The organism is Bacillus sp. S/N-304-OC-R1 (genome assembly GCF_019749375.1).
Classification (GTDB): domain Bacteria; phylum Bacillota; class Bacilli; order Bacillales; family Cytobacillaceae; genus Cytobacillus.
Map to the genome: position 1 here is coordinate 19,934 of NZ_JACWFE010000009.1, position 20,425 is coordinate 40,358.

A 20,425-nucleotide genomic window follows, 5' to 3' on the forward strand; every position below is an offset into this window, starting at 1 on the left:
TAATAAATCAGTGACTTCCTGATTTTATCAGCGACTTTCGGGATTTATCAGCGGCTTCACGATTTTATCAGCGACATTCGGGATTTATCAGCGACTTCACGATTTTATCGGCGACTTTCGGGATTTATCAGCGACTTTCCGATTTTATCGGCGACTTTCGGGATTTATCAGCGACTTTCCGATTTTATCGGCGACTTTCGGGATTTATCAGCGACTCCACAGATTTATCAGCGACTCTCCAGATTTATCAGCGACTCCACAGATTTATCAGCGACTCCACAGATTTATCAGTCGACTCCACAGATTTATCAGCGACTCTCCAGATTTATCAACCACTTTCAACATCATTAACGAGCAATAATCAATAACAAATAACCCTGCAAGCTAACACATCAACTTGCAGGGTTCATCAACATTAATTCTCTTCTATTTCTTTACGATTCTTTTTCAACATCTTCGATAGAATCTCATAAACAATTGGAACAATGATTAATGTCAGCAGTGTTGAACTGATTAATCCGCCAATTACGGTAACAGCGAGGCCTTTGGAAATTAGTCCACTGCCTCCTGCACCGAATGCTAATGGTACTAGGGCACCGATTGTGGCAATGGCTGTCATTAGGATTGGACGGAGACGTGTTGCTCCACCTTCAAGAATCGCTTCACGCATTGTCATGCCGCTGCGTTCCATACGTACGATTCTGTCAATAAGGACAATCGCATTCGTGACGACGATACCAATTAACATTAATAGCCCCATCATAACAGATACAGAAATCGTTTCACCGGCAATTAATAGGCCAACAAATGAACCGATTACTGTAAATGGCAGTGAGAATAGTATCGCAAATGGCGCAAGTCCTTCACCAAATGTAACAACTAATACAAAGTAAACGATCGCAACAGCTGCAAGCATCGCTAAGCCTAGTTGTGTAAAGGTTTCTTGCATATCTGCGGCTACTCCTCCGACTTCAACAGATACTCCTTTTGGTAAATTCAATTTTTTAATGGCTTTGTCTGCCTCAGCAGTTGCCTTTGAAATGTCATCCCCAATGATAGTACCTGACACGCTTGCGAAATATTCGCCTTTACTGCGTTTTAGTGTATTTAATGTTGTTCCCTTTTCCACTTTGACCAGCTTAGAAAGCGGCATTGTTATACCCATTGGAGTTGGAATTTGTTTGTCTAAAATATCATCAATTGATTTTGGCTGTTCAGATTTTTCCTGCTGAACAATGACATTTAAATCATTTCCATCCTTTTTAATCGTAGTTAATACATTTTTTGTTTTTTCTGGGCTTAACATCATGACGATTTGTCCTGTTGTTAAACCATACTTTAGTAATTCGTCTTGAGCTACTTTGAATGTGTACTCCACATACGCATCCTCTACGCTAGAGGTTACCTCTTTTAAATGTTTATTTTTCTTGAACTCATCTTCAGCTGCTTTAACGGATTGATCCAGCTTATTTAAATCTTCGCTATAGAAGGTATACTTGACTTCGTTAGTTGACATGGATGAAGATGCGAAATTTTGACTTCTCCATTTGCCTGATTGGTCGATGTTCTTTACGTATTTCTCAATTTCTTCGCGCACTTTCGGAAAGTCTTTCATGTCCGGATCAAATATTAAATACATTAATCCGCCTTTTCCCCCCCCGCCCATCATCGCTGCCATTTGATCGCCGCTGTCAGTTACAGATATTTGTACAATATCAATATCATCACGCTTAAGCATCTTTTCTTCGACAACTTTTATATTTTTCAACGTTTCCTCTGGCAGTTCTCCAGCTTTTGGCGTGTAAGTTAAATACATGACTTTGTCTTCTTCACTGCCCATAAAGCTAAAGCCGATTAATGGTGTTAATGCTAAACTTCCTGCTAAAAGAACAATAGCTAGAATGGAAGTGATCACCTTATGATTAAGCGTCTTTTCAAGGAACCATTTATACCATTTTGCTAATTCACCAGCTTCTTTATGACTGCTTTCCGTCTTTTCACTATATAGCTTCTTCTTAAATAAGAAATGAGATAGCGCTGGAACAATGGTGATCGCTACGATTAACGAAGCTCCGAGAGCAAATGTCATCGTTAATGCGAAAGGCATAAATAATTCGCCCACCATACCATTAACAAAGATTAGAGGTGCAAACACTGCAACTGTGACAATTGTTGATGACAGTATTGGTCTAAACATTTCAATCGTTGATTCACGAATGAGCGCACGACCTGTTAACTTTTCCCCTTTTAAATGCAGACGCCGGTATATATTTTCAACTACGACGATGGAGTCATCAATTACACGCCCAATGGCAACCGTTATCGCTCCAAGCGTCATAATATTTAACGTAATATCCATCCAATTTAAAATTAATAAAGCCATTAATATCGAAACTGGAATTGATACGATTGAAATAATCGTTGATTTGAAATCTCTTAGGAAAAGAAGAATGATTAACACAGCAATTAAACCGCCGAAAACTGCTTTTTCAACCATCGTTGAAACAGAGTCTTCGATTGGCTTACCTTGGTCAAGTGTGACATCAATAACAAGACCATCGATTCTTTTCTGTTCTTCTTTAATTAAATTCTTTACTTTGTTTACGACATCAACAGTGTTTGCTTGTTGGCTTTTCACAATTTGAATCGTAATAGCATCTTCTCCATTAGTTCGTGAAACAGATTGTACTTTTCCCACTAGTTGGATAGTTGCAATATCACTAAGCTTTACAAATGGAGCGGGTTGTGTAGCTGATGGCGTTACTGGAATGAGCATGTTCTTTAATTCATTAATCGTTGTGAACTTTCCATCTACAGCAACAGCCTGCTCGCCTTTCTCAAATTGATAAAGTCCTAAAGAAACTCCCATATTACTCGCTTGGATCATTTGCTTAACAGAATCTTCTGTCAGGCCAAGCTCTGCCATTTTTGCCTTGTTATAAGTTAGGTCGACTTCTTCAATATGCTGACCTGTAATGGTTGCAGAAGCAACACCTTCGATTTTCTCGATCTTTGGCAGTAAAATATCCTCTACAGTTGATGTTAAATCAACTATATCCTCTTTAGAGCTGCTGACACTTAGCGCCACAACCGGCATCATGTTCATACTAATAGCTGTTATTGTAGGCTTTTGAGCCCCTTCTGGTAATTTAACTGAATCAATCGCCGATTCTAGTGCTCGTTTTGCCTCGTCCATATCAATCCCATATTCGTATTCCACTTGAAGATTTGCCACACTGGAATAGGAATTTGAATTAACTGATTTAACGTGTTCCAAACTTTCAGCCACTTTTTCCAATGGCATGGAGACATCGTTCATTACTTGCTCAGGAGTTGCTCCTGGATATACGTCCATCACCATCAGGAATGGGATAGATATATCTGGAATTGTTTCCATTTTCATTCTCATCCCAGAATATATTCCAGAAAATGTTATGATAATGGTAAGTAACCAAACTGCTAATTTATTCCTAAGTACAAAATTGACTAACCCTTTCACATCGACACCTGCCCCTTATTGACTTATTAGTCTCATTTTACTATAATAATGACCAATCAGTCAGTTGTCAATCAAAGACACTAGGAGCGAAAACAAAAATATGATGAAAAAACAATTAATTATGGAAAAAGCATTAGAATTATTCGCTATTCAAGGTTTTGGTGCAACCACTGTTCAGCAAATAACTGAATATTGCGGAATTTCAAAAGGTGCTTTTTACTTATCTTTTAAATCAAAGGATGAATTGATTTTAGCCTTAATTGACCATTTTATGATTCAATTCACCTCCGACATTGACCAGATAGTCAGAAACTCGAATGAAGACCTTTTATATAAATTTTTCTACGCAACCTTTCATTCCTTTCAAAAGCATTCAGATTTTGCCAAACTGCTTATTAAAGAACAAACACAATCCATAAATAAGGAACTCTTTCTCAAAGTTCGTTACTATGACAGATTAATGGACGAAACCATTTTATTTATGATTGAACGTCTATACGGAGAAAAAATAAATCATACAAAATTCGATCTCATTTATTGTATTAAAGGATTTATGAATACATATTCACATCTATTTTTATATATGGAGTTGCCATTTGATCTAGATCTTTTGTCTAAATCTCTCGTGGAAAAGACTAATCTATTAGCCGAGAAATCTTCCATTCCATTCATAACTAAGGAACTAATTGACCTATTTAAGCAGCCTGACAAAGGAGAAGTAACAAAGGAGCATATCGGTAAGCTCCTTGAGGAAAAAATAGAGGAAATGGAGGACTCAATAGAAAAGGAATCATTAATTCTATTAAAACAAAACCTCGATGAACCTAATTTTAATTCTGCCATCGTGAAAGGATTAATTGAAAATATCCGAACGCATTCAGAGTGTAAATGGATTTCTTACCTATTAATGAATTTCTATAAGTTGTAAAAAGAGTGACTATTTCTAGTCACTCTATACAAGGTTAATTATACATTTTTTAAAGCTGGAGGCTTTCGATATTTAGTTGCCTGCTCAAAGGAGTAGGCAATTTTTATTAGACTTCCTTCGCTAAAGGCAGTCCCCGCAAAAGTGATGCCAAAAGGTCTCCCATTTTCCATATATCCAGCGGGAACAGCGATTGATGGATATCCTGCCTTCGCACTAATGGTAGAACCAATATAGGAAGGGAATAAAATCGCATCAAGATTGTACTTTTTTAATGTGAAGTCAATTCCTTGTTCCTGTGAAAAATATAAATCTTCTAATTTTGCAAGTATATAGTCCGCACTTTTTAAAGTATTAGGCAATTTCTCTCTGCCTTCAAGTTTGTCCTGCCCATATTTCAAAGTTTTTTCTTCATTGTTCCTGTTAAATTCAATTAACTCTGAAATTGTATGTACTGGTAAAGCACCTGGAACTTTTGCAAAATAGTTGTCTAAGCTATGTTTCAATTCATATAAATGTACAGCCCAGCTCCACTCCCTTTGAAAGGAAGGTATTTCTATATCCGTGATCACTTCTGCACCAAGCTGACGAATCGTTTCTATTACACTATTAAATAGAACTTCATCGTATTCTCCAGAACTATAATAGTCTTCATAATCAGCATTAAATACACCTATACGAGCACCTTTCAGACCATTTGGATCTAGATACTGTGTATAGTTCTGCAGGGATTTCCCTTCACTTTTATAAGTTGCTGCATCATTCTTGTCCATTCCAGTCATGGCACCTAATAATAAGGCTGCGTCTGAAACTGTTCTAGCCAATGGTCCTGCGGTATCTTGAGAATAGGTAAATGGGATTATCCCGGCTCTGCTAATTAACCCAACTGTTGGTTTAATTCCAACGATTGAATTCTGAGTGGCTGGACTAAGAATCGATGCATCTGTCTCTGTTCCCACTGAAACCATTGTAAAGTTTGCTGCTACCGCAGCTGCTGATCCTGAGCTGGAGCCTCCTACAAAAAATTCTCCTGGACCATATGGATTTAGAACCTGGCCGCCTCTGGCACTGTATCCTGCCCACATTTCTGAAGACATCGCATTAGATAATTCTGTCATATTGGTTTTACCTAAGATTACAGCCCCTGCTTGTCGAAGCTTTTCCACCAAGAATGCATCCTTGCTGCTAAGGTGATTTTCAAGTGCAATAGTTCCTGCGGTTGTGTGCATAAAATCTTTAGTTTCAATATTGTCCTTAAGCAAAACGGGGATGCCGTGCAAAGGTCCTCTGGCTCCTTTTGTTTTTCTTTCTTCATCTAATGCTTCTGCAATGAAGATGGCATCAGGGTTTATTTCCATAATAGAATTAATATAAGGGCCATCCTGATCAAGCTTTGCTATTCTGTATAGATAGTACATGACGAGTTCTTTTGCTGTTACTTCTCCACGATCCATAGCCTCTTGTATTTCAAATATCGTTAATTCTTTTTTTAATAAGTGATTAAATTTAATTTCCATTACATTCTCCGATCAAATAATAGTTTCATAAAAAAAGTGCCTCTGCACGTTTAGAAATGGATATTTATTACAAAAAACATTATATAGTATAATTCCTTTGTTGTATATTCACAATCTACTGAATTTTTTAATTTGTCATCTTTCTCCTTGACTCCTAGAATGAAAAGCAATAATTTGTTGTGAATTTACTCTTCGACTGAATCGATTTTAGACTTAGTTTTAAGTATTTTTCTACTGAAGTTAATGTTAAACTAAAATAAACAAAATGGATATTAAATCCAGAAATGGGGATTAAGAATAAAAATGATGGAAGAAGTTATTTTAGAAATTACTGATTTGAAGAAGAATTATGGATCAAAGTCGGTTTTAAATGGTGTTTCTCTTCAAGTGAAAAAAGGAGAAATTATTGGGTATATTGGACCTAATGGAGCAGGGAAAAGTACGACTGTTAAAATCATTCTTGGCATTGTTGATGATTATTTCGGTGAAATCAAAATCTTCGGTCAGGGCATCTCCAATGGCAATATTGAGTATAAAAGAAAAATTGGTTATGTACCGGAAATCGCCGAGGTATACGACAATTTAACGGGCCAAGAATATTTGACTTTTATTGGCGAAATGTATGGCCTTGATCTTGACCTCGCTGATTATAAGGCAAAAAATCTAATGGAGCTATTCGGAGTAGGAGAAGTCTATTACTCTAGAATTGCATCTTACTCAAAAGGAATGCGGCAAAAGCTTTTAATTATCTCTAGTCTTTTACATAATCCAGATCTTTTATTTTTTGATGAACCGATCAATGGTTTGGATGCGAACAGCGTGATGATTTTTAAAGAAATCATGACACAGCTTTCCGAACAGGGAAAAACGATTTTCTACTCATCTCATATTATGGATGTTGTCGAAAAGATAAGCAGCCGCATCATTCTCCTGCATGACGGTAAAATTGCTGCAGATGGTACATTCGAAGAGCTAAAACAGCAAAATACGAAGGGGTCACTTGAACAAATTTTCAACCAGCTTACAGGATTTAATGAACATAAAGAACTTGGTGCAAGATTTGTATCGGTTGTAAGGGAGATGTAAGAATGCAGGATTATCGCACGCTGAAACTATTGGATCGTTTTGAGAAGGTTTTTAGCAGCTTTGGCGTAGATTACAAGATAATGAGAAGAATACTGCAAGTTAAGTTAACGATGGATGGCCGGCGTGTGCCAACCATTTTCTCACAAAATGCGAAAAAACAAGATAAAGAAACGAACAATCAGTATATAAAGTCTTTATGGATATACGTGTTATTTGGTTTGTTTATGATTCCGTTTGTACTAATGGGTGATAATTATCTTTTTCAAATGAGTCTCTTCTTTGGGGTTTTCACTTTTTTTGTCATGACCTCTATGATTGCCGATTTTTCTACTGTTTTACTAGACATCCGTGATCGGAATATCCTGTACCCAAAGCCAGTTGATCGAAAAACAATTAGCACTGCGAAAATGGTGCATGTTGTCATTTATCTCTCATTCCTTACTATAGCGCTTGTTAGTATTCCTTTGATTGTAGGGCTTGTTAAAAATGGTATCTTTTTTTTCCTAGTTTCAGTCGTAAATATCATCTTAATTGACATGTTGGTGGTTGCGTTAACCGCTCTTATCTATTTAACTATTCTTCGATTCTTTGATGGAGAAAAATTAAAAGACATTATTAATTATGTCCAAATTGGGTTATCACTTATGATTATGGTTGGATACCAATTGCTTGTACGCTCTTTCCAGTTTATTGACTTAACCGTTTCCCTTGAACCGGAGTGGTGGCAAATATTTATCTTTCCGATGTGGTATGGGGCAAATATGGAAATGATGATGAAAGGTGACTTTCAGCCCTTCTATCTTATTTTTACAGCTTTAGGTATTCTGATTCCGCTTCTATCAATTTGGATTTATATGAAATTTAATCATGCTTTTGAACAAAATCTTCAAAAACTCACTTATCATGGGAAAGCAAAGGAAACAAAACATAATAAGCTTCGTCATTTGTTCCTAAAAGTTATTTGTCATTCAAATGAGGAAAGAGCCTTTTTCCGATTTGCCAGTTCCATGATGCGAAATGAACGAGATTTTAAATTGAAGGTCTATCCGTCTTTAGGTTTTTCCATCGTGATGCCTTTTATTTTAATGATGAATGAATTTGATAAAACTCTAAAAAATCTTTCCACAAGCAAATCATATTTAGCCATTTACTTTAGCTTAATCATCATCCCTACTATTATGATTCTCTTGAAGTTTTCAGGAAAATATAAGGGTGCGTGGATTTACAGGGTTGCTCCGATACAACAACTAAAACCGATATTTAGTGGTACGATAAAGGCGTTTATCTTTAAGCTATATTTACCAGTTTACTTGATTTTAAGCGCAGTATTTATTGCCTTATTTGGAGTGAGAATTCTACCAGATCTTGTAGTTGTATTTTTAAATGCCTGCACTTATGCTGTCATCTGTTTTATGATTCTTAAAAAGGCTATTCCATTCTCCGAGTCTTTTAATCAATACAATCAAAACAGTAATGGTGCCCTTGTATTCGGTTTAATTCTGTTTGTTGCATTGTTTGCTGGTCTACATTTTGTCAGCACGTTGTTCTCTTACGGAATCTATCTATATATGGTGATTACCGCCATTTGTTTAGCTACTCTATGGAAACTAGCTTTCAATATTACTTGGGAAAAAATTATTGAATAGTTTCATCCTCACTATAGATGTAAACAGCATAATACAAAAAGAGAGCCAAAAGATTATCTATTCTCTGGCTCTCACTACTTAAAATATTAATTTTATTGGATACTCCCTATTTATAACTTCACATAAATTTCACCACTTATTATTAAGTTAATGTTTGGGTTTGATCCAACTTCTTTTGCATTATATGAAACGTTTCTCTACCAAAAAAAGCATCGGCTTTTCTTTTAATTTCTTTTAACATTGCATCATTTGCAGCCAGGGCTTCTCTAATTCTTTCTATAAGCTGCTGCGCGGAATGATCAGTAATTTGTTTGGCAACCCGTTCAAGCAATACCTTAGTATCAATCGAAAATCTTTCTGCGAAACTATGACACTTAACCATATTCATTCGAAGGGGCTCGCGATATTCGTTTGTAAAAGCTCTTCTTATACATCCTCTTACACCTGCATATCCATATGATATTTCTGATGCAGCTCTGTAAAAAAGAATCATCCCATCCGCGTGACTAGATCCTGGATGTAATCGGAGCTCACTAATTAATGACATTAGTCTTCTTACCATTGGTTTTGCCTTTTCCATCGTGTTCCACCAATCCATCAAGCGCTGTCTTTCTTCCAGATTCATTATCATTGAATTATTTTGCAAAATCGATTCTCCTCACAATCGCGGGATTGCTTGAATATTCTCGATGCTGGAATGTATTTCTTGCCACTTATCCCCTAATAATTCCTTTATTAATCTATTTGCTTCTTTTATCATTTCACTTATTTGCTTGTTTAAATTTCGACTAAGCTCAACCAAATAATAAACGTCAGGACCTGCACCCTTTACTGCAAGTTCAAAGTTTGGGTTTAACTGTTTTTCACTAATCCTCAATGTATCCAGCTCAAACACAAGCATTTCATAAACGAACGGAAGCATCTCACCTATTTGTATCCGACTAATAGTGCCTTGGACTGAATCAAACCCATATCCAATATCAGCAACAGATGCATGGTAAGGATTGAGGCCAGGCTTTGTTCTCAAGGAAGGTATGGATCGAAAACCGGTTGTTATCGAGCATACTACTTCTTTGGCAGCCATTCCCCTTTCAATGACATCGTAAATTGCGTTAAGATATGAATTTCTTTCTTGTTGATACAGGTTATCATTGGTATCTGACATATCATAATTCTCCTATTCAGTTTTTTTTACCATAACGTAAGGACATGTTATTTTATTATTCATGCTGCTCCTTCATTTTTTTATTTAATCTATCTTCTAATACGTGAATCATATACAGAAAATGATCAGCCTCACGTAAAAAATGGTCCGCGTGAAAAGGAAAATTAAAACCACTTACTTACAATTAAGACAAACCTCCTTTACTATGGCTATATTACTAAAGATATTACTGAACAAATCCAATATGTCTTGGACAGGAGTAATTTCTTTATAACCCTTAAGTTGGAGGCAGGTTCGAAGTTATTGCAAAAACTATCTAAAAGAAGGCACCTGTTTTATGAACAGGTGCCCTCTTTTAGATACATATTTAAGCGCTTGATTTTAAAAATATAAACGAACCAATCTCCAGTTTACCCCATTTGATTTAAAGTTTTTTCAATCATATTACTAAGAGAATAAGGATCAGGATTTCCTTTAACCTTTATATAAAAGCTCTTTAAGCATGTTTCTTCCATAATAAAGAAGTTATTTCCTTTTTTCATTGCCAACAATAAAAAGAAAAAACTGCCTCAATGGCAGTATTTATTTTTAACGAATGTATGGATTATAAAAAAACACACAACCTATATATAGCCATTTAAGGTAGGTGTGTAAATTGCGTGATAGACAAATATTAAAACTGCTTTTATATATAGGATGCGGATTTTTGCCCTTTTTATTCAGAAAACAGCCGATAAAGGATTGGATTTTTATTTTTTGTATTAAAGCATTTTACTCAGGATTCATCGATTCATTTGTCGTAGCTCAAAAACATATCAGTTATCCGGTAAGATTTTTTCCTAAAGTATTTAAAATCAATATTTTATTTGATCTCTTATTGTTCCCTATTGTGTGTGTTCTTTATAATCAAATCACTTATCGTACCAATTTGATCAAAACTGCCTTAATTGCATTTATTTTTAGCATCCCAATTACCCTTGTTGAAATATGGGCTGAAAGGAATACAAGATTGATTAGATATGAAAAAAGCTGGAATTGGATTTTTTCTTTTATTACTTTAACATGTACTTTTTGGTTGGTAAGAGCAACACTCTATTTGGTAAGATTAGCTGATAAGACGACTATAGAACAATATGAAGCCAAAGAAAACTGAATTTAATCCTTTTTTGCGGTTTGTATATGCAAACCGCTTTATTAATCTGCTTTGTCATTAAATATTAATTTTTTAAAAGATGGAACAATATCTCAAGACAATTTAATTAGGATAATGAACACGTACCATACTCCAGACCTCTTCCCAAGCCTTTTTTTTCATTCGATTTTCGTAGACTTTGAACAGATCCTTAGTCTCTAAATATATCGGTGTCGGTTTCACATCTAAAAGGATTACGTCATCAATTCCCCAAGGAGCTGTTAATACAATATTATTCTGTTCATTCAATTTGACCCCTAACGCTGTAACGGTTTCAGGAAATTTAGCTATTCCGTCTACAGAGGAAGTAAAAGGAGGCAAATGATTGATAGCGTGCATTCTTGCCTGATTCTTTACAGACCATGGGACATTAGGGAGTAATTCTCGCAGCCTACCTTCAATCCTTTTTTCCACTCGTTCATCAGTATCATCGGGATCATAATAGATCACATCAATATCGGATAGCGGGGTCCGTGTTTCAAAGCCGTGCAGCACATCCCATATTTTTGAACGTACAAATCCTGCGCAAATCCACCAATCAGGTAGATTTAAGGTTTTAACAATATGTAATAATTCCATCATCCATTTATCTTCACATATCACTCGTGTAATATCTTTTTCATTTTTGATGGTCATTCTATTCACCATTTCTATTCATTTTGCAATATATACGTACTCGTTCACTTCTTTAAATATCACAAATCACCTTTAATATTTTTCCATATTGCTCTATTTCGTTTTGAACTCGATATTTGCCTTTTTCACTGTTCATCCATTCGTCAGGAGTAATATTTCTCTCATCTTGAAGGGGCAATACATCCAAAACCTTATCAGAATTTGCATAAATCGTAGCCAGCAAATAAAATCGCCTGCAAAAGAATGATTTTCCTGCTAATAGAATATCTTTATAGTCTGTATTATTAAGATACTCAAATGCAGACTGAATGACTCCTTCGACACCTGCTTTTTCTTGATTATCTTTAATAGGGGACAACTTTTCCTTTTCAATCCCCGCCTTTATTAGGAGAGGTTCGTAGAAATCAAATTCTCCGCAATTTAGGAAACTATTAAAGTTTTCCGGGATCATAATCTTTTTTGCACCTGACTTACTATAGAAATCAAATAATTGCTTATTTAATTCAGGAAAGTGTCCTGGATGATAGAGAATAACATCCGGAACATCAAAAAGATTTTTCCTTTCCATAAATACTAACTCGTTGATACAATTGACTGTTAAATTCTGCATAAATATCTCCTTTTCGATCATCAGCAAGCTTTAATTAAAAATGAGCAGCAAAGTCTGTATCTGCTGCTCCCTATCATCTATGATTTCTTTGAAAGAACGAAGACTCCTCCACAGTGAGAAATCGGATAATATTCACAATGACAATCATCTTTTAATGCAGCTTTTATTTCATTGCTGACAAAATAATACTCATCGTGATCCCAGTAATCTTTACTCTCTTGTCTGCATTCTTCAAGCTGTTCTCTTGTTTCAAAAGAGATATCGCCAATAAAAATTTTTCCATCTTCCTTTATAAGAGATAACAAATTTCTTATAAATAGGACCTTATCTTTGTCAGTTAAATGGTGTAAAGCATATGTACTCACAATCGAGTCATATTGGTATTGCTGAAATTCAGGCGGCACTCCATTTGTAATATCCCATTCTAATAAATTTGCGCTCGGCATTTTCATTTTGGCAATGGAGATCATTTTTGATGAAAAATCTATACCATCTATGTTGTGCCCATTTTCATATAATTTACTTGTCAAAACTCCGGTTCCAAAGCCAATATCTAATACGTTCGAGTTCTTAATTTGCATCACTTCATTAAAGATTGTATTTAGAATTTCCATATATCCTGCAAAAGGATACAAATTATTTTCCTCACTTATTTGAACCGTTTTATCATAATGATCTGCCCAAAGATTAAACCCTAAATTATTTAACATGAATGCTCCTCCAGTATTAAAATTCATTAACGAGCACTCATTCATCGCAAATGATTACTCGTTTCGATTCCCTTCGAATGGTTTAGATAGATTATACATAGTCATATCAATCACTCCTCATTTGATTTAGTTAAATTTTAACATAATATATTAAATTATCCATGAATTTCGATATTTCATGTCATAATAGGTAAGTTGATGATTGAGAGAAAAATTTAATATTTCCGTGAACCAAATGAATGGAATTCTCCTCTAATAGATGACAAAACAAAAAGGAGGGATTGAACTTGAACTCAGAAGCATTAGTGATAAGTGCTCAACAAGGGAACAAGGAAGCATTTACAAAACTGATAAAAAACATGGAGCATTCACTCTATAAAGTTTCTAAAGCGATTCTTTTATCTGATTCAGAATGCTTAGATGCGGTACAAGAAGCGGTGCTGATTGCTTATACAACGATTCACCAATTACGTGAGCCGAAATTTTTCAAAACATGGATTACTAGAATTTTGATCAATGAATGCAATAAAATTCGAAGAAACCAGACAAAGATTGTCAAACTCGATGGAATGTCGGAGCCATCTATAAACGAGCAGCGTGATGCCATTATCGATTTACAAACAGCGGTTAATAGCTTGGATTCCGATCTTAGAACTGTTATAACGCTTTATTATTATGAAGATTTGTCAATCAAGGATATCGGAGCTATTTTGGATATTGCCGGTGGAACAGTAAAGTCTCGGCTAAATCGAGCAAGAACGAAATTATTTAGTTTATTAAGCACAAATAATTCTGAAGGGAGAATGCTTCATGAATAAAAAATTAGAGGATCAGCTTCAAGTTTGGGGAAAAGAAGAGGAAAAGGTTCCAGAATTCTTCTCTAAAGGAATTGATGATGCATTAAATAATCTTCCAGACTTACATAGTCCATTAGAGAGAGCAAGAAAGAAAAAAAGGAAGCCATTTGCAAAAACAATTGCTGTCTCGGCTGCGGTATTCACATTTGGGATCATTGGATCAGGCTTTGTCTCGCCTACAATGGCCAAAGTATTAAGTGAAGTTCCCATTGTTGGCTCTATTTTTGCTGGTTCATCCGATTCTTCTTTGAAAAAATTAGAAGAAAAAGGGCTTGCATCGAAGTTAAATGAAACGGTTATTGATAACGGAGTTTCACTTACCATTACCGAAGCATTCTTTGGGGGTGGACGATTAGCCATTAGCTATATAATTGAAACGGATAAAGCTGATTTAAAGTTGTTTGAGAAAAATCAAGGCAATGGTTTCTCCTTTCAAGCATCTATTAACGAGAAACCGTTTACTTACATGGCCGGCTTTGAACAAAATGTTAACGACGGCGTAGCGAGAGGTATTTTAGACATGGGCGTTGGATTGGAATCTGAGCTGCCAGAGAAGCCTGTTCTCCAATTAAATGTTAATGAAATAAGTGGAATTAAAGGTACTTGGAATTTCAATATTCCAGTAAGCAATAAGGAAACGAAGGCTGCAACCACAGTATTCACACCTATGGTTTCTACTACTTGGGATAAAGCGACGTTTGTTGTTGAAAAAGCAGAGTTTACTCCAGCCGGATCACAAATCATTATTGACAGTACAATGCCAAGAGAAGATAACGATCATTACCGTTTTGCTATCTATGATGAAAATGGAACATCACTCGGCGTTGCTGGCGGTTCTGGAAGTTCCATTATTGACAAAGGAAATGGTCTTGTGAACTTTAAAAATACCATCTTACTTCCTGGCCGTGATTCAGCACCTAAAGGATTAATAATCGAAGTCTTTAACAATCACGGAGAAATGTATGATCCGTCCAATAGTAAAGAAGTGAAGTTACCTTTAAATGAAACGAAATTCCCGTATACAATCACTTACCCTAATGGCAGTGAATTAACGATTACCAACTATGAACAGTTAGAAGATAAAACAGTGCTTTATTATGATATTAAAGGAAGCCTCCGCTTGCAGAATACTTTTATTATACTTGAAGATCAAAATGGTGAAAGTATCACCTCTAATATGGATGCTGAACGAACTAGTCTTGATGGGCTATCTTTTAAACGAGAATTTGCTAAAACAACAGGTCCAATTACATTAATGACTCAAGTTGATAAAACAAATACAGAAGTGAAGCAAATTAAGATAAGTTTAGATTAAATCATGATATTTCCCCCTATCTGCCCCAAGATTTCCTTGGGGCTTTTTCTAGAAAGAACATCTACCTTTAAGAGACTAAATCCTTAAGCTAGGTTTAATTGTAAATTATATTTTCATAATACCAATTTTCATTGTATTTAAGATTCAAGGCATTCCCCAGGCAAATGCCAAATTGGATAAATCCTCTCCCTCTTGCAGTTATGAGGTTTCCATCTTGTACGACTAAGTCATCAGAATAGTTTTCTTTTTCGAATCCCCCTAACATGTCCATTTGCTGGTCTGTCAGTCCAGCCGTAAATTTTTTCCCTTTTAATAGACCTGCCCGTGCCAAGAGTGCTGGAGAGCTAGATATGCTTGCAACAACCGTTTCTTCTGAGACAGCTTGTTGAAGAAAATGGATGAACTTTTGTTCATGTATAATTTCTTTAAAATCCATACAGCCTGGCAGCAAAATACTGTCTATTTCATTCAAATCTAATTCACTAATAGTGACATCAGCTATACAAGTCAATCCAGACTCTCCATGGATTGGCTGTTTCGTTAGCCCGACAGTGACAGTCGGTTTATTGCCTTGCATTAGTATAGATAAGGCTACACTTAATTCGTATTCGCTAAATTGCGGGTATAGTAGTACAGCGGTTTTTTTCACAAGCTTCTCTCTCCTTTTAATCAGTAATCTATCTCTATATTTCTTGCTTACATATTGTTGATTCTAGAAGGAATTTAAGTTTGTTAAAAAGAATAATAAATTTAATACTAAAAAAGGGGGAAAAACATGATTGATGTTAGAAAAATCGAGCCTGAACATACTTATAATCTTAGACATAGGGTTTTACGTCCTCATCAGTCACTTGAGGATTGTATGTATGAAACTGATTATGAAACAGGCGCATTTCATGTTGGAGCATTCTATGATGAAAATCTTATTAGCATTGCATCCTTCTGTACAGAAAAAAATCCTGATTTTCCGGTCGACAAGCAATATCACTTACGCGGCATGGCCACTCTTGAAGGGTACAGGAAGTTGGGAGCTGGACGGGCAATTGTTGACTATGCAGAAAGCCTAATGAAAGAGCATGGATATGAGTTTTTATGGTGCAAAGGGAGAACTAGTGTGCAAGACTATTACAGCAAACTAGGGTTTAAGGTATACGGTGAGGTATTTGACTATCCTCCTATTGGGCCGCATATTATTATGTATAAACACTTACCATCCATATAAATAAATGAATAAAATTTTGGTTTTACCTGGGACTAACTATTGACCTTCCTTTGTTTTTCCTTTTAAATAATTCTCATAAACTTCATTTGCTCTATCTATAGTCCTGCCCTGAACAACCTGTTTATGAATCTCATGTATTAAATAAAATGACCTGAAAATTACACCTGTAATAATGGCACATATTATATAAATACCTATTGGCCCTAAGAAGGAAAGTAGACCGAGAAGCCCGGCTAAAATAATGGAGAGCAGTAGCTTCATTGCGAGTAATCCACCTTTCTTATCATCTGATTTTTTATCCTTTATATAAAAAAGAACTCTATAGCATCCTTTATTGGCAAACCCCTAATGAATTCATTAAGCTCGATTCTTCTTTTTGTATAGCCTTATCTTAGTTTGAACAAGCTCTTATCAGCAGAAAAAAACCTATAATGAGTAGGACAGATATTATATTTACTAAACAACCACCGCTAGGAGAACCCGTATATGCTTGAGCCCACACATTATTTAGGATGCTTCCTGGGTTTTTCCTTTGTTCTTTTGCTTTCAATCTTTCTCTTTCTTCCTCCGACATCAGACACCCTCCCGCTTATTTCCTCTCCACCTTATCTAAAAATTGCTGCACTTCCTTTGGTGACCTTAAGATTATTACCTTTTTACAGCTCGACAGTCCATGAAGTTTTTTTAGAATTTCAGGTCTCTTTGCTTTCGGGTAATTCCAAACCCATTTGAGAAATGGAATGTCAATTTTTTCTTTGCAGCCTTCTCCCATATCAGGCCTTGTTTTGTTTCGATACTTAATCATTCTTTTGATCACACGGAAAAGACATATTGTTCTGGATATATCTAAAAAAATGATCGTATCAGCTGTCTGGAGTCTGATCTCCATTGTTCCACTATAGTTGCCATCCATAATCCATTCTTCTTCCTGTATTATTTCATTTTGAATCTTTATTTGTTCATCTCTCGGTACACCTTCCCAATTAGGTTTCCAAAATAAAACATCTAGATGATAAACATTTCTATTTAATATATGCCCTAACTTTCTTGCAAATGTAGATTTACCTGCTCCTCCTGAACCAATAATTACAATTTTCCTCATTTCCTCATCCTCTCTAAAACTCTCAATATTCAAAATGAATTTTAATAAAGAAAAGCGATCCTTCACTGAAGAACCGCAAATCTTAGTAGAATAAAAGAGGACAGAATTTAGACCTCCACTATAATTTAATCCTCGATATATTTAATAACTGCCATCTCTTTTCCGAACCTATTACCCTCATCAACAAAACCCAAACTAGAATATAATTGATGGGCACCTTCATTGTCTGGATGATAACCTACAATTATTTTCTTGGCTTTCAGCGCATTGGCCATTTCTGAAAGCATTAGCTCTGTAGCGGCTTTACCAATGCCCTTACCTTGGTAGTCTTTATCAATCATGATTCGATAAATCCAATAACCATCAAGTTCTTCCTCTACAGAATTATACATCAAGAAACCCGCAACCTTATCCTCAAGATAAATAGCATAAGGCTTTAATGAAGGTTCGAACTTTGACTGAAGAATGGAAATGGCGTTAGGCTCTATGAAATCTTTTTGATTATCTGTTACTTCTAACTTACAGCATTCATACCAATTTTCTGAATCCACATCAACTAGTCTTACATTCGTGTTTTTCATTTATTTTCCCCTTTTCATATTGGGGAAAAACGCCAAGCAGTTTGTTAAATCGACGTTATCCCCTTGTTGGTAATATTGATCGTGCTCGTTCTGTTTGTCATAATGACCGCCTCCTTAACAAATTTTGTTTTAATAAATAGCTGCCTTTTTATAATACGACATTTTCCTATATATTCCTCTTTTATTTTAAATCAAAACGAGCCACTTCCTTATTTTCCACAAGCAAAACTAAGTCCGCTTTCAAAGCTTTTTCTTTTATCGGAATAAGTTGTTCGTCAGATGGAAAAGTTGGGATCTTAGAGCCGTCCTTATAGGCTCCTAAATGGAAAAATATGTTCACAGTTCCATTTTGTTTTGCTTTAAAAGGCATGGACGGTATTTCCCAGCCGCCGCCTAAACCGTTCGGCGAAATAACATTTTGGCCTACAATCCGATGAATTTCTCCATTTAATTCACTAGAGGGCTCTATTCTTATTTGAAACTTATCAGATGATAGAATTGTTTTCCCTTTGTTTTTTAGTTCAAATTCATAATATAAGGAAGTGGGGATTAGTTCAGTTTCTGTTGATTCATTAGAAATCACAATTGTCCCTGTCTTCCTACTGTCCCTTACAATATCCGCTTTTGCAGAAATTAGTTCAAAGCCTGCATCCCTTGAACAAGCAGCTAAAAATAAGATAGAAATTATGATTAGCCACCCCGTTTTTTTCATATGGCCCACACATTTTCCCTCCACCTGCTTCGTTATAAAGTATGTTTATGCTAACTTCCCTTACTTTTTTGCTTTTTTTCAACATAAATCCAGTAGTAATATACGGTCCAAAGGAAGATAGGAGCTATTAATACATACTGCATCTGATTTTCTGGCAAATAGATGAATAAAATAATCCCCATGATTAGAGTTGGGATCAAAAGAATAAAATACTTCTTTTTATGCACTTGTTTTCTCCTTTTCTTACACATTTACCTTATTGTGGTATTTACCTATTATTCTAACACTCCCCCAAGAAAATCGAATCCTACTTTCACAGCTTTCGTCAAAAGAAAAAGGGCTATCCAAAAATCAGCTTTTTGAACAGCCCAGTGATGTTATCAGTCAATTATATTTAACCACTTCCGAAACTTTCTTCGATTGTAGTGCAATTTTTGAAAGAACTACCGAAAGGACAAAGGCAAGTATTAAAAAGCCTGCAATCATAAAGATCACTCCGCTCCAGCCAAATGAGGACCAAAAAATTCCTCCGACCGTTCCGCCAACACTTGAACCTGTGTAGTAAAGAAATAAATATAAAGACGAAGCTTGTGCCTTATTTTGTAATGCTCTCTGTCCAACCCAGCTGCTGGCAATCGAATGACTGGCAAAGAACCCATACGTAAACAATCCGAGTCCTGCTATTTTCATAAATAAACTAGATTCTAAAGTCAAAAAGACGCCAGTTAAGGCAATCAATAAGTTAATGAATAAGATTTTTTGTTTCCCATGACGATCGACCAATTTTCCTGTCCAGACGGAGCTAAACATCCCAATGATCATGATGAGAAATATCCAGCCTACAAATGTTTGGCTTAGAGAATAAGGCTTTCCAAGTAAAACATAAGCAATATAATTAAACAGCGCTACATTACTGCCTAACAGTAAAAATCCGATGACAAATAAACAAACAAGGCCAGGATCTTTTAGATGGTTGATTAATGATTGACCTAGCTTTCCGATTTCTAATGGACGGGCTTTGAAATTTTGTGAAGGCGGTAAGCTATTCCAAAAAATAATGGTTGCTATTAAGCTTATAAAACCAATTCCTCCTATTGCAATATGCCAACTAAAATAATCGCTCAGCATCCCTGAGAAAACTCTCCCAAAGACAGCACCAATTGAATTCCCACATATATATAGCCCCATAGCTGTTCCTAAACTCTTTGTTTCTATTTCTTCACCTAAATAAGCCATTGCGATTGATGGAAGTCCCGCCAATGAAATGCCTACAATCATTCGAAACACTAGGAGAAAATGAAAATTTGGACTAAAGGCTGTCAGAATACAAAATACTGAAGAAGCAAGCATGGAAGTAACCATGATCCGTTTGCGTCCCCATACTTCAGACAAGGAACCAATTATTAACATACTAACGGCCAGAACCATTGTTGTTATGGAGAGTGGCAGACTAGCTGATGCAGGAGTAATAGTAAACTCCTTAGTGAATTCCGGCATCAAGGGCTGAACACAATAAAGAATAGCAAATGTATTGAAGCCAGCCGCAAAAAAAGCAAAGCTGATTTTGCGAAATTGAGGTGTACCTTGTTGAATATAATTCATCATCATCACCCATATGAAGTTAGCAATTTATCGAGCTCAAAGCTTTAA

The 20,425-nt window shown here is 35.7% G+C and carries 21 protein-coding genes and 1 pseudogene; 7 read left to right on the forward strand and 15 right to left on the reverse strand.

From position 1 onward, the window contains the following. Positions 1-415 precede the first annotated feature (415 nt). A complete protein-coding gene (locus tag H0173_RS08690; protein ID WP_221845962.1) occupies positions 416-3,499 on the reverse strand; it encodes an efflux RND transporter permease subunit in 3,084 nt (1,027 codons plus the stop codon). Between the two features lie 100 nt (positions 3,500-3,599). Here H0173_RS08690 and H0173_RS08695 point away from each other — a divergent pair, with 100 nt between their 5' ends. Continuing rightward, positions 3,600-4,427 carry a TetR/AcrR family transcriptional regulator gene (locus H0173_RS08695; protein ID WP_221845963.1) on the forward strand — a complete coding sequence of 276 codons (828 nt, stop codon included), beginning with the start codon at positions 3,600-3,602 and terminating at the stop codon, positions 4,425-4,427. A gap of 38 nt (positions 4,428-4,465) precedes the next feature. Here the strand turns inward: H0173_RS08695 and H0173_RS08700 are convergent, their stop codons facing one another. After that, positions 4,466-5,941: an amidase family protein gene (locus tag H0173_RS08700; protein ID WP_221845964.1), complete on the reverse strand. Its 1,476-nt coding sequence runs from the start codon at positions 5,939-5,941 to the stop codon at positions 4,466-4,468. A 306-nt stretch (positions 5,942-6,247) separates the two neighbouring features. Here H0173_RS08700 and H0173_RS08705 point away from each other — a divergent pair, with 306 nt between their 5' ends. Beyond that, complete coding sequence (locus H0173_RS08705) at positions 6,248-7,027, forward strand: ABC transporter ATP-binding protein (protein ID WP_221846203.1); 780 nt, start codon at positions 6,248-6,250, stop codon at positions 7,025-7,027. A 2-nt stretch (positions 7,028-7,029) separates the two neighbouring features. After that, positions 7,030-8,673 (forward strand): hypothetical protein, encoded by a 1,644-nt coding sequence (locus tag H0173_RS08710; protein WP_221845965.1) that lies wholly within the window; start codon positions 7,030-7,032, stop codon positions 8,671-8,673. A gap of 142 nt (positions 8,674-8,815) precedes the next feature. On the opposite strand, the gene H0173_RS08715 is transcribed toward H0173_RS08710, so the two are convergent. The 3 genes and pseudogenes from H0173_RS08715 to H0173_RS22885 all read right to left on the reverse strand — a co-directional run. Beyond that, complete coding sequence (locus H0173_RS08715; RefSeq protein WP_260631102.1) at positions 8,816-9,319, reverse strand: hypothetical protein; 504 nt, start codon at positions 9,317-9,319, stop codon at positions 8,816-8,818. A 12-nt stretch (positions 9,320-9,331) separates the two neighbouring features. After that, the gene (locus H0173_RS08720; RefSeq protein WP_221845966.1) at positions 9,332-9,838 is read right to left on the reverse strand and encodes a hypothetical protein; all 507 of its coding nucleotides are present in this window, start codon (positions 9,836-9,838) and stop codon (positions 9,332-9,334) included. Between the two features lie 55 nt (positions 9,839-9,893). Then, positions 9,894-9,998 (reverse strand): annotated as a pseudogene (locus H0173_RS22885) (DUF2935 domain-containing protein); the annotation flags it as partial. 495 nt (positions 9,999-10,493) lie between these two features. Here H0173_RS22885 and H0173_RS08725 point away from each other — a divergent pair. Continuing rightward, complete coding sequence (locus H0173_RS08725; RefSeq protein ID WP_221845967.1) at positions 10,494-10,991, forward strand: CBO0543 family protein; 498 nt, start codon at positions 10,494-10,496, stop codon at positions 10,989-10,991. Positions 10,992-11,093: 102 nt separating this feature from the next. Here the strand turns inward: H0173_RS08725 and H0173_RS08730 are convergent, their stop codons facing one another. The 3 genes from H0173_RS08730 to H0173_RS08740 all read right to left on the reverse strand — a co-directional run bounded on the left by H0173_RS08730 (position 11,094) and on the right by H0173_RS08740 (position 12,986). Further along, positions 11,094-11,666, reverse strand: a complete 573-nt coding sequence (locus tag H0173_RS08730) for a nucleotidyltransferase family protein (RefSeq protein WP_221845968.1) — start codon at positions 11,664-11,666, stop codon at positions 11,094-11,096. 52 nt (positions 11,667-11,718) lie between these two features. Beyond that, entirely contained in the window at positions 11,719-12,276 is a 558-nt protein-coding gene (locus tag H0173_RS08735; protein ID WP_221845969.1) for a hypothetical protein, read from the reverse strand. A gap of 77 nt (positions 12,277-12,353) precedes the next feature. Beyond that, positions 12,354-12,986 carry a class I SAM-dependent methyltransferase gene (locus H0173_RS08740; RefSeq protein WP_221845970.1) on the reverse strand — a complete coding sequence of 211 codons (633 nt, stop codon included), beginning with the start codon at positions 12,984-12,986 and terminating at the stop codon, positions 12,354-12,356. Between the two features lie 287 nt (positions 12,987-13,273). Between H0173_RS08740 and H0173_RS08745 the strand changes: the two genes are divergently transcribed. Beyond that, positions 13,274-13,804 (forward strand): sigma-70 family RNA polymerase sigma factor, encoded by a 531-nt coding sequence (locus H0173_RS08745; protein ID WP_221845971.1) that lies wholly within the window; start codon positions 13,274-13,276, stop codon positions 13,802-13,804. Further along, a complete protein-coding gene (locus H0173_RS08750) occupies positions 13,797-15,158 on the forward strand; it encodes a DUF4179 domain-containing protein (protein WP_221845972.1) in 1,362 nt (453 codons plus the stop codon). Before H0173_RS08745 ends, H0173_RS08750 begins: the two co-directional genes overlap by 8 nt. Before the next feature lie 94 nt (positions 15,159-15,252). Here H0173_RS08750 and H0173_RS08755 read toward each other — a convergent pair whose 3' ends face one another. Beyond that, positions 15,253-15,807: a DJ-1/PfpI family protein gene (locus H0173_RS08755; protein ID WP_221845973.1), complete on the reverse strand. Its 555-nt coding sequence runs from the start codon at positions 15,805-15,807 to the stop codon at positions 15,253-15,255. Positions 15,808-15,933: 126 nt separating this feature from the next. Between H0173_RS08755 and H0173_RS08760 the strand changes: the two genes are divergently transcribed. Then, entirely contained in the window at positions 15,934-16,380 is a 447-nt protein-coding gene (locus H0173_RS08760) for a GNAT family N-acetyltransferase (RefSeq protein ID WP_221845974.1), read from the forward strand. Between the two features lie 36 nt (positions 16,381-16,416). Here the strand turns inward: H0173_RS08760 and H0173_RS08765 are convergent, their stop codons facing one another. The 6 genes from H0173_RS08765 to H0173_RS08790 form a co-directional block, all read right to left on the reverse strand. Further along, complete coding sequence (locus H0173_RS08765) at positions 16,417-16,641, reverse strand: ATP-dependent Lon protease (protein WP_221845975.1); 225 nt, start codon at positions 16,639-16,641, stop codon at positions 16,417-16,419. Positions 16,642-16,771: 130 nt separating this feature from the next. Continuing rightward, complete coding sequence (locus H0173_RS08770) at positions 16,772-16,954, reverse strand: hypothetical protein (RefSeq protein ID WP_221845976.1); 183 nt, start codon at positions 16,952-16,954, stop codon at positions 16,772-16,774. Between the two features lie 15 nt (positions 16,955-16,969). Further along, positions 16,970-17,482 carry a DNA topology modulation protein gene (locus H0173_RS08775; RefSeq protein ID WP_221845977.1) on the reverse strand — a complete coding sequence of 171 codons (513 nt, stop codon included), beginning with the start codon at positions 17,480-17,482 and terminating at the stop codon, positions 16,970-16,972. A 125-nt stretch (positions 17,483-17,607) separates the two neighbouring features. Continuing rightward, positions 17,608-18,063, reverse strand: coding sequence for a GNAT family N-acetyltransferase (locus tag H0173_RS08780; protein ID WP_221845978.1), 456 nt, complete (start codon positions 18,061-18,063; stop codon positions 17,608-17,610). A gap of 181 nt (positions 18,064-18,244) precedes the next feature. After that, positions 18,245-18,784: a hypothetical protein gene (locus H0173_RS08785; protein WP_221845979.1), complete on the reverse strand. Its 540-nt coding sequence runs from the start codon at positions 18,782-18,784 to the stop codon at positions 18,245-18,247. A gap of 375 nt (positions 18,785-19,159) precedes the next feature. After that, positions 19,160-20,377 carry an MFS transporter gene (locus H0173_RS08790; RefSeq protein ID WP_221845980.1) on the reverse strand — a complete coding sequence of 406 codons (1,218 nt, stop codon included), beginning with the start codon at positions 20,375-20,377 and terminating at the stop codon, positions 19,160-19,162. Between the last annotated feature and the right edge of the window lie 48 nt (positions 20,378-20,425).

Excerpts from the sequence above, each read along its gene's own strand:
- H0173_RS08695 (WP_221845963.1), top strand. The coding sequence starts at position 3,600 with ATGATGAAAAAACAATTAATTATGGAAAAAGCATTAGAATTATTCGCT.
- H0173_RS08700 (WP_221845964.1), bottom strand. The coding sequence starts at position 5,941 with ATGGAAATTAAATTTAATCACTTATTAAAAAAAGAATTAACGATATTT.
- H0173_RS08705 (WP_221846203.1), top strand. The coding sequence starts at position 6,248 with ATGGAAGAAGTTATTTTAGAAATTACTGATTTGAAGAAGAATTATGGA.
- H0173_RS08710 (WP_221845965.1), top strand. The coding sequence starts at position 7,030 with ATGCAGGATTATCGCACGCTGAAACTATTGGATCGTTTTGAGAAGGTT.
- H0173_RS08720 (WP_221845966.1), bottom strand. The coding sequence starts at position 9,838 with ATGTCAGATACCAATGATAACCTGTATCAACAAGAAAGAAATTCATAT.
- H0173_RS08730 (WP_221845968.1), bottom strand. The coding sequence starts at position 11,666 with ATGACCATCAAAAATGAAAAAGATATTACACGAGTGATATGTGAAGAT.
- H0173_RS08735 (WP_221845969.1), bottom strand. The coding sequence starts at position 12,276 with ATGCAGAATTTAACAGTCAATTGTATCAACGAGTTAGTATTTATGGAA.
- H0173_RS08740 (WP_221845970.1), bottom strand. The coding sequence starts at position 12,986 with ATGTTAAATAATTTAGGGTTTAATCTTTGGGCAGATCATTATGATAAA.
- H0173_RS08750 (WP_221845972.1), top strand. The coding sequence starts at position 13,797 with ATGAATAAAAAATTAGAGGATCAGCTTCAAGTTTGGGGAAAAGAAGAG.
- H0173_RS08760 (WP_221845974.1), top strand. The coding sequence starts at position 15,934 with ATGATTGATGTTAGAAAAATCGAGCCTGAACATACTTATAATCTTAGA.
- H0173_RS08765 (WP_221845975.1), bottom strand. The coding sequence starts at position 16,641 with ATGAAGCTACTGCTCTCCATTATTTTAGCCGGGCTTCTCGGTCTACTT.
- H0173_RS08770 (WP_221845976.1), bottom strand. The coding sequence starts at position 16,954 with ATGTCGGAGGAAGAAAGAGAAAGATTGAAAGCAAAAGAACAAAGGAAA.
- H0173_RS08775 (WP_221845977.1), bottom strand. The coding sequence starts at position 17,482 with ATGAGGAAAATTGTAATTATTGGTTCAGGAGGAGCAGGTAAATCTACA.
- H0173_RS08780 (WP_221845978.1), bottom strand. The coding sequence starts at position 18,063 with ATGAAAAACACGAATGTAAGACTAGTTGATGTGGATTCAGAAAATTGG.
- H0173_RS08790 (WP_221845980.1), bottom strand. The coding sequence starts at position 20,377 with ATGAATTATATTCAACAAGGTACACCTCAATTTCGCAAAATCAGCTTT.